Raw genomic sequence first — 11059 nt, 5'->3', positions numbered from 1 at the left:
AGAAGCGCCGGCGCAGGACGCCGGCACAGGATTTTGCCAGTGAAACAGGCCCTCTCCATGCGCCGACAGCATAGCAGAGCCCTCCCCGCCGCCCGGCCTCCGGACGGCAAGTGGAATCGCCGATAATGCGGCATCCATCAGGCAACCCCCACGACCATTTTGCGAATCAAGACAATCAATTTCCGGCTTGCCGTCATCTGCCTGGCGGCGGCCTCCGTGGGGTTGTCAATCGCCATCATCAGCATCGCCAAGCTGTTTCTGCTCGGTTGCGTCCTGGCTGTCCCCTTGCTCGCCAGGAACCTGCCCAAAAACGGCGCCTCCCTGACAAAAACCTGGACGCCGTGGGCTGTGCTCGCGGCGCTGCTGGCATTTGTGCTGAGCCTGGCCTGGACCGCCGCGCCGCAAGGAGAGGCATTGGGCTCACTCGCCAAATACGGCAAGCTCCTCATCATCATTGCGATGATGGGCCTGATCCGGGAGCGCCGCGAGGCAATGTATGCCCTGGGCGCGTTTGCGTTTTCGCAAGTGCTGGTGGTCGCCAGTTCATGGCTGCTTTTTGCCCACCTGCCTGTCGCCTGGGCAAGCTCCCGCACGACACTGAGCCACTACACGGTCTTTTCCGGCTATCTCGACCAGGGCATCATGAGCGCCGTCTTCGCCGCGGTATGCTGGCATTTGCGGAGCCTGGTGCCCGGCCGCTACGGCCCGCAAGCGGCCGCCGTGGTGGCTGTGGCCGCCCTGGCCAACGTGTTCTTCGTGCTGGCAGGCCGCAGCGGCCAGGTGGTCGGCGTCGCCCTGTTGTCGCTGGCCATCATGTGGCAGCTTCCCAAAAGGTACCGCATCGCCGCGGTCGCGTTGCCCTTCCTGCTGGTGCTGGCGCTGTTTGTGAGTTCACCGACGATGCGGGAAAGGCTGACCTTGCTCAAAACCGAAGTGCAAGCCTATTCGCCGCAGCGGGACACCAACACCTCATCGGGTATCCGGCTGACTTTCTGGCGAACGGCCGCCCAGCTCACCGCCCAGAAGCCGCTTGCCGGCGCGGGCATCGGCAGCTGGAGCACGGAATACAACCGGATCGAACACCAGAAAAACCCGGGGCATAAAGACATAGAGCCCAACGGCAACCCGCACCAGGAATACCTGCTGTGGGGCGTGCAGCTCGGCATTCCCGGCCTGCTGCTGATCGCCGCCTTCATGCTCTCCGTGCTGCGCGACACGCTGAAAATGGAAACGCCCTACGCCCGGGCCGCGCAGTCCGCCTTGCTGGCGCTGGCTGTCGCCTGCCTGTTCAATTCCAGCCTTTATGACGGGCTGATCGGGGATTTCTTCTGCGTCCTGATCGGCCTGCTGCTGGCATTGGGCTTGAGCAAACCCGCCGGCCCGCTCTCACCCGAACGCGCGACGTGAGCGTCTCCCCCGACACCGCTACCGCCGCCATGGCCCCGAGGCAGAGCCTGTGGCGCCGCCTGGCGCGCGTCTGGCCCTACTTCAGCGGCTCGCGCACCGGCTGGGCGCTGGCCGTGGGTGCAACCATCGTCGCGTCGGCCACCGAGCCCTTTGTGCCGGCCCTGCTCAAGCCCCTGCTGGACCGGGGCTTCCAGAAAGGCGCGCTGGACCTGTGGCTGGTGCCGGTCACGCTGATCCTGCTGTTCGCCGTGCGCGGCATCTCCGGCTTCGTGGCGCAGTACGCCCTGGCCAAGGTCACCAACGAGGGCCTGCAGTCGCTGCGCCGGGCGATGTTCGGCAAGCTGCTGAGTTCGCGCCTGTCGCTGTTCGCGGACCAGTCCTCCAGCGCCATCGCCAACACCGTGGTCTACGAGGTGTTCAACGGCTCCTCGATGATGATCAACGCCGTCATGAAGCTGGCGCGCGACGTCCTCACGCTGGCGGCCCTGGTGGCCTACCTGCTGTTCCTCAACTGGAAGCTGATGCTGATCGTCTCGCTGCTGTTCCCGGCGGTGGCGCTGGTGATCCAGCTGCTGACGCGGCGGCTGTACCGCCTGACCCGCGAAAGCCAGGTCGCTACCGACAACCTGGCCTACGTCGTCGAAGAAAACGTGCTGGCCCACCGCGACGTGCGCCTGCACGGCGCGCAGGCCGGCCAGGCTTCGCGCTTCGAGGCGCTGAGCAACACGCTGCGCCGGCTGTCCATCAAATCCACCGTCGCCTACGCCGGCATGAGCGCCATCACCCAGGTGCTGGCCGCCATGGCCTTGTCGGCCGTCATCTCCATCGCCCTGCTCCAGGGCTCGGAAAACACCACCACGGTGGGCGGCTTCGTGGCCTTCGTGACGGCCATGCTGCTGCTGATCGCGCCCATCAAAAGCCTCTCCGACGGCGCCACGCCGATCACGCGCGGGCTGGCGGCGCTCGAGCGCGGTCTGGACCTGGTCGACCTCATCGAGGACGAAAGCAGCGGCAGCTTCAACAAGGCGAGGGTCACCGGCGACATTGAGTTTTCAAGCGTCAGCGTCGTCTACAAGCCGGATGCGCCGCCTGCGCTGGACGGCATCAGCCTGTCGATACGCGCCGGTGAAACCGTGGCCCTGGTCGGCTCTTCCGGCTCCGGCAAGACCACGCTGGCCAGCCTGCTGCCGCGCTTTGTCGATTACAGCGCCGGCAGCATACGGCTGGACGGCACCGAGCTGCGGGACTGGGACCTGGCTTCGCTGCGCTCGCAGTTCGCCTTCGTGAGCCAGCACGTCGTGATGTTCAACAACAGCATGGCCTTCAACGTCGCGCTGGGCCAGTCCTTCGACAGAGACAAGGTCGTGCGCTGCCTGGCCGCCGCCAACCTCGGCCAGCTGCTCGAGGAACTGCCGCAAGGCATAGACACCGTGCTCGGCCACAACGCCATGCAGCTGTCCGGTGGCCAGCGCCAGCGGCTGGCGATTGCCCGGGCGCTGTACAAGGATGCACCCGTGCTCATCCTCGACGAAGCCACCTCGGCCCTGGACACGGAATCGGAAAAAGCCGTCCAGGAAGCCATACAGAGGCTGGCCGCGGGCCGCACCTCGCTGATCATCGCCCACCGGCTGTCCACCATCCAGCACGCCGACCGCATCATCATGATGAACGCCGGCCGCATCGTCGAGCAGGGAAGCCATGCGGCGCTGCTCCAGAACAACGGCGCTTACGCCCACCTTTACCGCCTGGGCTTCCAGGGCGCAGCCTAGAAAGTCTTTTCCCGATGCCAGTCTCCATCAGCGGCTTTACCTTTATTCGCAACGGCGTGGGCCTGGGCTTTCCGTTTGAGGCCTCCATCCGCTCCCTGCTGCCCCTGGTCGATGAATTCGTCGTGGCCGTGGGCAAGGGCGAGGACGACACGCTGGAACGCGTCAAAGCCATCAACGACCCGAAAATCCGCATCATTGAAACCCTGTGGAACGAGCGCATGGCCGACCGCGGCTTTGTCTATGCCCAGCAAAAAATGATCGCGCAGTATTCGTGCACCGGCGACTGGGCCTTCTACCTCGAAGGCGATGAAGTGGTGCATGAAGGCGAACTCGCCGCCATACGCGCCAGCGTCGAGCGCCACCACAACAACCCGGCCGTCGAGGCGCTGGTCTTTGACTACCTGCATTTTTACGGCTCGCCCGACTGGATCTCCATCAGCCCCGGCTGGTACCGCCGCGAATGCCGGCTGATCCGCAACACCATACGCAGCTATGCGCCCGACGGCCAGTACTGGCTGGTCACCACCCAGCACAAGCGCGGCCGCAACCCGCAGGCCGCGCTGGCCAACGCGCACATCTACCACTACGGCTGGATACGCCGTAACGAGGAAATGCAGAAGAAGCTGGACCAGGTCAGCAAGTACTGGGGCGAAGCCCGGGCCGCGCAGATCACCTACAGCCAGTTCGACCGCCGCGCTCTCGCCCCCTTCACCGGCACGCACCCCGAGGCGGTGCGGCAATGGCTGGCCACCGAGGCCGAACCGGTCCTGAACATAGACCCGGCCTACAAGCCCACGCCCAAGGAAAACAAATACCACTTCATGCGGCAGGTGGAGACCTTGACCGGGCTGGACTTCAGCCGCAAGCACTTCAAGCTGGTGGCCTGAAGCCGGGCACGGCTCAGAGCGGTGCGTCCTTCGCCGCGACGGCGGAAAAGTACAGCGCTTCCTGCTGCAGCGCGATTTCGCGCCACTGGTAGTTCGCTGCAAAGGCCGCTGCGCCCCGTGACAGCGTTTCCCGCAGCGCTGGTTGGCCCAGCAAATCCCCCAAGACTCGCGCCAGCTCGCCCGCATCCCGGGGATCATCCAGCAGCAGCGCATTGGCGCGCTGCGCCAGCAGCCCGGCAATGCCGCAGTACTTCGGCCCGCTGACCACCACCGGCAGGCCGTGGGCCATGGCCTCCAGCACCACCATCGCAAAGGTGTCCTCGAAGGTGGGATGCACCAGGATGTCGGCGGCTTCATAGGCCGGGCTCACGTCCTTGAGGGCCCCCAGAAAGAAAACCCGCGAACCCAGCTTGAGCGCCTCGGCCAGCGCGCGGAACTCGGCAATGTGGGCTGGGTTGCCCACCACGGCCAGCACCACGTCGTCCGGCAACTGGGTCATGGCCTGCAGCAAGGCCTGCAGGCCCTTCTTGCGGTAATCATTGCCGACAAATAACAAACAAGTGCCTTGCGCCGGCAAACCCAGCCCTGCCCTTGCCTCGCGCTTGCGATCCATGGTCACCGGCAAGCTGGGCATATTGATGCCCGGCGTGATGACGGAAAGCGCGTCGCGGCAGCCCGGGTAGGCAGCCTCCATGATGGGCCGCAGGCTTTCGGAGGTCACCACCACCTGCCTGCCTGGGCGGGCTGCATAACGTGCGCGCTCCAGGCCCAGGTAAGCCAGCAGGCGCGGGCTGGTCACGACCTTGACCCAGCGCAGGACACGGCGCAAGCCTTGGCGTCCCTGGAACAGGCTGTATTTGACCGGCAGCACGTGCACCGTCTGCACCTCGCCGTGCCAGGTGTTCTCATGCGAATGCACCACGTCAAAGCCACGGCGTGTCGCCCACCAGGTGGCCGTGGCGAACCACAGCTGGTTGATCCAGCGCGGCTTGCGCAGCGGGGCCGAAACCTTGTGGTAAATCACGCCCGGCCACTGGTGATCGATTTGCTGCGCGAACACATGCACCTCGTGCCGGGCCGCGAGCTGCTCGACCAGGGCGATGGAGTAACGTTCCGCACCGCCGCCGGTCGGGGAGAAAGTCCGGTTGAAAACGGCGATGCGGAGTTTCCGGGGCGCAGCCGCCAAAGGCGTGGGCGGGCTCATTTTTTCCGGCGGTCTTCGTAAGCGGTGGCAACCTTGAGCCAGAACACCGGCAAGGTGGTCGAGCGCAGCACTGGCACTCGCGGCAGCCGCAGCAGGTCCATGCCTTCGTGGCAGCGGCTGCGCTGGGTGGTGGTGGCGGTGGCAAAGCCCAGCGTCCGCGCCATCTCCACATGCCTGGCCTCGAAATGGCCGTAGGGATAGCAGAAATGCGCCACCGGCCCGCCCGTGACGGATTCCAGCCCGGTTTTGCCCCGCACCATTTCCTCGACGCAGCCCGCCTCGTCGGTTTCCATCAGGTTGGCGTGGCTGTAGGTGTGCGAGCCTATCTCCTGCCCACCCGCCACCCATTGTCGGATCTCGCCCTCATCCATCAGCGGCGTCTGCGGGATGCCGATGCCCTGGTCCCAGATGTTGGTTTTCCCGAGCAAGCCGCTGACCGCATAGCAGGTCGACGAAAAGCCCTGTTTCACCAGCACCGGCAAGGCATGGCTCAGGTTGTTGCGGTAGCCGTCATCAAAGGTGATGCCAACCACCTTGCCGCCGCGCTCGCCGCGCAGGTAGGGCATCAGGCCGCTCATCGAGAGGCCGGTGTAGCCCAGGCGCTTGAGCCAGGCCATTTGCCGCGCGAAAGCCGCGGGCGACACGTAGAGCCCGCGGAACGGGCTGCTGCCTTTGGGCGGAGCCTCGGCGATCTGGTGGTAGACCAGGATGGGGATGGGTTGGCGGTTCAGGGTCGGCATGGACAGGAAGAAAGGTTCACAGCAGCACGATGTCGTATTGCTCCTGCGCCATCGCGGCTTCCGCCTGCAGGGAAATCGGCTTGCGGATGAAGTCGCTGAGGCTGGCAAGGTGCTGGCTTTCCTCGTCGAGAAAGAGTTCTATCACCTTGGGCGAGGCCACCACGCGGAATTCGCGCGGGTTGAACTGGCGCGCCTCGCGCAGGATCTCGCGCAGGATGTCGTAGGTCACGCTGCGCGCGGTCTTGACGACACCCTTGCCCATGCAGGCACTGCAGGGTTCGCAGAGCTGGTGGGCGAGCGATTCGCGCGTGCGTTTGCGTGTCATCTCCAGCAGGCCCAGCGCGGAAAAACCGTTGACCGTGGTCTTGATGCGGTCGCGCGCCAGTTGCTTCTGGAATTCGGCCAGCACCGCGTCGCGGTGGTTTTCCCGGATCATGTCGATGAAGTCGACGATCACGATGCCGCCCAGGTTGCGCAGGCGCAGCTGGCGCGCGATGGCCTGCGAGGCCTCCAGATTGGTCTTGAAGATGGTGTCATCGAAATTGCGCGCGCCGACAAAACCACCGGTGTTCACATCCACCGTGGTCAGCGCCTCGGTCTGGTCGATGATCAGGTAGCCGCCCGACTTCAGGTCCACGCGCCGGCCCAGGGCCTTGGCGATCTCCTCGTCGATGTTGAAGAGGTCGAAGATGGGCCGCTCGCCGCCGTAGTGCTGCAGCTTCTGCACGGTGGCCGGCATGAACTCCATGGCGAAGGTCTTGAGCTTTTCGAACTGCTCGCGCGAGTCTATGCGTATGGTCTGCGTGTCCTCCACCACCAGGTCGCGCAGCACGCGCTGCAGCAGGTTCAGGTCCTGGTGCAGCACCGACGCCGGCGGCAGGCGCAGCGAGGCGTCCTTGATGCGCGCCCAGGTCTTGCGCAGGTAGGTGATGTCCTCGGCCAGTTCGGCGTCCGTCGCGTCCTCGCCGTTGGTGCGCAGGATGAAACCGCCGCCCATGTCGCCGGCCAGGGCCTGCACGCGCTGGCGCAACTCCTCGCGCTGCCGGGGCGGGATTTTTTGTGAGACGCCGATGTGGTTGTCCTGCGGCAGGAAGACCAGCAGGCGGCCCGCGATGCTGATCTGCGCCGTCAGGCGCGCGCCCTTGGTGCCTATGGGGTCCTTGAGGACCTGCACCATCACCGCCTGGCCTTCGAACAGCTGTTTTTCAATCGGCTGCAGCGAGGCCATGGCCGGCGCCGTGAGGCCGCCGGCTGCGGCCTGGGCGTCGCTGTCGGCATGGCGGCTGCTGATGCTGCTCATCAAATCGGCCACGTGCAGGAAGGCCGCGCGGTCCAGTCCGATGTCGATGAAGGCCGACTGCATGCCGGGCAGCACCCGGGCCACCTTGCCCAGATAGACATTGCCGACCAGGCCGCGTTCCAGGGTGCGCTCGACATGAAGCTCCTGCACCGCACCGTGCTCGACCACCGCCACCCGGGTTTCCTGCGGCGACCAGTTGATCAGGATGTCTTGTTGCATGGGGGTCCTGAAAAAGTGTGGGGTTCGGAGGCTAGAGGCGAATGCCGGCGGCTTTCAGCAAAAGCGCCGTTTCCCTCAGCGGGAGCCCCATGATGCCACTGTAGCTGCCGTCTATCCGGCTGATGTGCATGGCCACCCTGCCCTGCACCGCATAAGCGCCGGCCTTGCCCATGGGTTCGCCACTGGCCACGTAGCTGCGAATCTCGGCCGGCGTCAGTTCGTCAAAACTCACGCGCGAAGTGCTGAGGGCCGCGAAACGGCGGCGCCCGGCCTGCACGGCCACGGCCGTCAATACCCGGTGCGTACCGCCCGACAACTCGCGCAGCATGCGCGCCGCGTCCTTCGCGTCGTCCGGCTTGCCGTAAATCACGCGGCCCATGGCCACCGTGGTGTCCGAGCAGAGTATGGGCGCCGGCGGTAGCTTGCGCCGCTTGAGGCGCGCGACCGCCGCATCGAGCTTGAGGGCGGTGACACGCTGCACGTAGGTGGCGGGCGCTTCGTTTTTAAGCGCTGCCTCCAGCGACTCGGCATCTTCTTCGGCGTCCGGGAGCAAGAGTTCGTGTCGCACGCCCAGTTGCTCCAGCAATTGCCGCCGCCTGGGGCTTTGTGAGGCCAGGTAAATAAAGTCAGCCATGCGCAGGCTACTCTCGATGGTAAGGATGGTTAATCGTGATGCTCCACGCGCGGTAGAGCTGCTCGATCAGCAGCACACGCACCATGGCATGCGGCAAGGTCAGGTCCGAGAGGCGCAGGCGCTCGTGCGCGGCCTGCTTGAAGCCGGCGTCCAGCCCGTCGGGCCCGCCTATCACGATGGCGACGTCGTCGCCGGACAGCTGCCAGGCTTTAAGCCTTTCGGCCAGGGCCACGGTGGTCACGGCCGTGCCGCGTTCATCAAGCGCCACGACACGGGTGCCGCGCGCGATGCTGGCCTCTATGCGCCCGCGCTCGGCGGACAGCAGGTTTTCCAGGGTCTTGGAGGCGCGCGGCTCGGTCTTGACGGCCTTGAGCTCGACCTTGAGTTCGGGCGGAAAGCGTTTGGCGTAGTCGTCGTAGGCCGTCTGCGCCCAGTCGGGCACCTTCTGGCCGACGGCTACGATCGTCAGCCTCATTTGCTCCGGGAAGCGGTTTTCCTGGGGGCGGGTTTCTTCGCCGTGGTCTTGGCGGCGGCCACGGCCGTCTTCCGGGCGACGACCTTTTTGGGTGCCGGCACCTTGACGATGGGCGCTTTCACGGCGGGCTTGGCCGTCTTGGCTCCGGCGCGCGCCGGCTTGGCGGCGGGCTCGGCCGCCGTCGCGGTCGCATTGCGTTTGGCGGTCCAGTCGTTGGTCTTGCCGACGCGGCCCACATAGCTGGAGTCAGGGGCCTTGGCGGGCGCCTTGGTTGGTGCTTTGCCCGGTGCTTTTGCCGCCGATTTGGCCGCCGTCTTTGCGCCTGGTTTGGCGGCGGTTTTCGCGCCGGCACGGCTGGCCTTGGGCTTGGCTTCGGGTTCGGCGACGGGTTTGGAGGCCTTCACCAACGGCGCGGGCGCGCCCAGTTTCTGCTTGATGGGCTTGTCGCCCCAGAGCTCTTCGAGGTGGTAGTACTGGCGGATGGTCGGCTGCATGATGTGCGCCACTGCGGCGCCGCAGTCGACGATGATCCATTCCCCGTTGTCTTCGCCCTCGATGCGCGGCTTGGCGAAGCCGGCGTCGCGCACCGCATCGCGCACGCTGGCGGCCAGCGCCTTGGTCTGGCGGTTGGAGCTGCCCGAAGCGATGATCACGCGCTCGAACAGCGAGGTGATGTGTTCGGTGTCGAAAACCTGGATGTCCTGCGCCTTGACGTCCTCCAGGCCATCAATGATGGCGCGCTGCAATTTCTGCACATCCTTTTTATCGGCGGCGGCGGAGGTTTTGGCGGTGGTGGAGGTCATGCAGTGTGGTGCTTCGATAAGGTAGGGAATTAATGGGAACGGTATAGCTGGTGCAGTGAAATATAACGCGCAACGGCTTCAGGAACCAACCGGGTAATTTCCCCCGCCGTGGCCGCCCCGGAGGCCGTTAACTGGCGTATCTGGGTGGCGCTCACGGGCATCAGGGGGAGATCGAGCAGGGTAAAACGGCTGCTGCGGCTTTCGTAGGCCTCAAATTGAGGCTCGGCCGGCATGGATTGTGCGCGGCCAGCTATACAAATTATAGCAAGGTCGAGGATGTCCTGCCACCGGTGCCATTGCCGGAAGGCGGCGAACTGATCGGCGCCTATAAACAGGTAGAGATGGGCGCCCGGATTCTCGGCCTGCAGGGCCAGAAGTGTGTCTATCGTGAAGGTCGGCCCGGGGCGCTGCACCTCGCGCTCGTCCACCCGCACATGGGGGATGGATTCGAACGCCAGCCTGGCCATGGCCAGCCGGTAGGCCGGCGCGCTCAGGGACTGCGACTTGTGCCAGGCATGGCCCGTGGGCACCACATACAGCGTGTCCAGGCCGAACTGCGTGACGGCCGCCCCGGCCAGGGCTACATGGGCGTTGTGCGGCGGGTCGAAGGCGCCGCCAAAGACGCCTATGCGTTTGCCCGCGGGAGGCGGCTTTGCGTTCAAACCCAGTCCCGCCGCGGCAAAAACGCCGTGTACAGGCGCTCTTCAGGGCTGCCGGGCTCGACGCCCCGCTGGTAGGACCAGCTCGCCAGCGGCGGCATGGACATCAGGATGGACTCGGTGCGCCCGCCCGACTGCAGGCCGAAATGCGTGCCGCGGTCCCAGACCAGGTTGAATTCCACGTAGCGGCCGCGGCGGTAGAGCTGGAATTCGCGCTCCCGTTCGCCATAAGGCGTGTCCTTGCGCCGCTCCACGATGGGCAGGTAGGCCTGCAAAAAGGAATCCGCCACGCCCTGCATCATGGCAAAGCTGCGCTCGGGGCCCAGTTCCTGGAAGTCGTCGAAAAACACGCCGCCTATGCCGCGCTGCTCCTGCCGGTGCTTGAGGTAGAAGTATTCGTCGCACCACTGCTTGAAGCGCGGGTATTTGTCCTCGCCGAAGGGCGCCAGCGCGTCCTTGCAGGCCTGGTGGAAGTGCACGGCGTCTTCCTCGAAGCCGTAGTACGGCGTCAGGTCCATGCCGCCGCCGAACCAGCAGACCGGCGCATCGGGGCTGGCGGCCGGCGCCGCGGCCAGCATGCGCACGTTCATGTGCACCGTCGGCACATAGGGATTGCGCGGGTGGAACACCAGCGAAACGCCCAGCGCCTCAAACGGCGCGCCGGCCAGTTCGGGCCGGTGCTGTGTCGCCGACGGCGGCAATTTTGGCCCGCGCACATGCGAAAAGCCGCAGCCGGCGCGCTCGAACACCTCGCCCTGCTCCAGGATCATGGTCAGCCCGTTGCCCTGCAGCGTCTCGCCGGGCTCCTTTTGCCAACGGTCGGCCACAAAAGGGCTGCCGTCGATCTCCGAGATGGCCTGGGTGATGCGCTGCTGCAGCGCCAGCAAAAAGTCTCGAACGCCTGAAATATCGGTAGTCATACTGAGGTGTACCCCAAAGAACAGGCGCCGCACAGCGGCAGC

11 protein-coding genes are annotated in these 11059 nt (G+C 65.5%); 3 read left to right on the top strand and 8 right to left on the bottom strand.

What is annotated here, in order from left to right; all coding sequences use genetic code 11:
- The first annotated feature begins 159 nt into the window (after positions 1-159).
- The 3 genes from AC1D1F_RS08740 to AC1D1F_RS08730 are packed head-to-tail and all read left to right on the top strand — an operon-like array spanning position 160 to position 4063.
- Positions 160-1407: an O-antigen ligase family protein gene (locus tag AC1D1F_RS08740; protein ID WP_477697272.1), complete on the top strand. Its 1248-nt coding sequence runs from the start codon at positions 160-162 to the stop codon at positions 1405-1407.
- Positions 1408-1436: 29 nt separating this feature from the next.
- On the top strand, positions 1437-3176 hold the full coding sequence (gene msbA, locus AC1D1F_RS08735; protein ID WP_477677079.1) for a lipid A export permease/ATP-binding protein MsbA: 1740 nt from the start codon (positions 1437-1439) through the stop codon (positions 3174-3176).
- 14 nt (positions 3177-3190) lie between these two features.
- The gene (locus AC1D1F_RS08730; RefSeq protein WP_436154545.1) at positions 3191-4063 is read left to right on the top strand and encodes a glycosyltransferase family protein; all 873 of its coding nucleotides are present in this window, start codon (positions 3191-3193) and stop codon (positions 4061-4063) included.
- 13 nt (positions 4064-4076) lie between these two features.
- On the opposite strand, the gene AC1D1F_RS08725 is transcribed toward AC1D1F_RS08730, so the two are convergent.
- From AC1D1F_RS08725 to hemF, 8 genes are read right to left on the bottom strand one after another with little or no spacing between them, the layout of a single operon-like run.
- Positions 4077-5267 (bottom strand): glycosyltransferase family 4 protein, encoded by a 1191-nt coding sequence (locus AC1D1F_RS08725; RefSeq protein ID WP_477677078.1) that lies wholly within the window; start codon positions 5265-5267, stop codon positions 4077-4079.
- Positions 5264-6007 carry a polysaccharide deacetylase family protein gene (locus AC1D1F_RS08720; RefSeq protein ID WP_477697271.1) on the bottom strand — a complete coding sequence of 248 codons (744 nt, stop codon included), beginning with the start codon at positions 6005-6007 and terminating at the stop codon, positions 5264-5266. Before AC1D1F_RS08720 ends, AC1D1F_RS08725 begins: the two co-directional genes overlap by 4 nt.
- A gap of 16 nt (positions 6008-6023) precedes the next feature.
- Positions 6024-7526, bottom strand: a complete 1503-nt coding sequence (rng, locus tag AC1D1F_RS08715) for a ribonuclease G (protein WP_477651910.1) — start codon at positions 7524-7526, stop codon at positions 6024-6026.
- A gap of 31 nt (positions 7527-7557) precedes the next feature.
- A complete protein-coding gene (locus AC1D1F_RS08710) occupies positions 7558-8160 on the bottom strand; it encodes a Maf family protein (protein ID WP_477677075.1) in 603 nt (200 codons plus the stop codon).
- A 7-nt stretch (positions 8161-8167) separates the two neighbouring features.
- The gene (rlmH, locus tag AC1D1F_RS08705; RefSeq protein WP_436154540.1) at positions 8168-8635 is read right to left on the bottom strand and encodes a 23S rRNA (pseudouridine(1915)-N(3))-methyltransferase RlmH; all 468 of its coding nucleotides are present in this window, start codon (positions 8633-8635) and stop codon (positions 8168-8170) included.
- On the bottom strand, positions 8632-9438 hold the full coding sequence (gene rsfS, locus AC1D1F_RS08700) for a ribosome silencing factor (RefSeq protein ID WP_477677074.1): 807 nt from the start codon (positions 9436-9438) through the stop codon (positions 8632-8634). Before rsfS ends, rlmH begins: the two co-directional genes overlap by 4 nt.
- 29 nt (positions 9439-9467) lie before the next feature.
- Positions 9468-10100: a nicotinate (nicotinamide) nucleotide adenylyltransferase gene (gene nadD, locus AC1D1F_RS08695; RefSeq protein WP_477677073.1), complete on the bottom strand. Its 633-nt coding sequence runs from the start codon at positions 10098-10100 to the stop codon at positions 9468-9470.
- Positions 10097-11017: an oxygen-dependent coproporphyrinogen oxidase gene (gene hemF, locus AC1D1F_RS08690; RefSeq protein WP_477677072.1), complete on the bottom strand. Its 921-nt coding sequence runs from the start codon at positions 11015-11017 to the stop codon at positions 10097-10099. Before hemF ends, nadD begins: the two co-directional genes overlap by 4 nt.
- Between the last annotated feature and the right edge of the window lie 42 nt (positions 11018-11059).

The organism is Polaromonas sp. P1_H6 (assembly GCF_056405195.1).
The sequence above is the reverse complement of the archived record's forward strand: the minus strand, read 5'-3'. Positions and strand labels throughout refer to the sequence as shown.

Bases quoted from the DNA above. Each gene is read 5' to 3' on its own strand.
- hemF (WP_477677072.1), bottom strand. From the start codon at position 11,017: ATGACTACCGATATTTCAGGCGTTCGAGACTTTTTGCTGGCGCTGCAG.
- AC1D1F_RS08710 (WP_477677075.1), bottom strand. From the start codon at position 8,160: ATGGCTGACTTTATTTACCTGGCCTCACAAAGCCCCAGGCGGCGGCAA.
- AC1D1F_RS08730 (WP_436154545.1), top strand. From the start codon at position 3,191: ATGCCAGTCTCCATCAGCGGCTTTACCTTTATTCGCAACGGCGTGGGC.
- rng (WP_477651910.1), bottom strand. From the start codon at position 7,526: ATGCAACAAGACATCCTGATCAACTGGTCGCCGCAGGAAACCCGGGTG.
- rsfS (WP_477677074.1), bottom strand. From the start codon at position 9,438: ATGACCTCCACCACCGCCAAAACCTCCGCCGCCGCCGATAAAAAGGAT.
- AC1D1F_RS08725 (WP_477677078.1), bottom strand. From the start codon at position 5,267: ATGAGCCCGCCCACGCCTTTGGCGGCTGCGCCCCGGAAACTCCGCATC.
- AC1D1F_RS08720 (WP_477697271.1), bottom strand. From the start codon at position 6,007: ATGCCGACCCTGAACCGCCAACCCATCCCCATCCTGGTCTACCACCAG.
- msbA (WP_477677079.1), top strand. From the start codon at position 1,437: ATGGCCCCGAGGCAGAGCCTGTGGCGCCGCCTGGCGCGCGTCTGGCCC.
- rlmH (WP_436154540.1), bottom strand. From the start codon at position 8,635: ATGAGGCTGACGATCGTAGCCGTCGGCCAGAAGGTGCCCGACTGGGCG.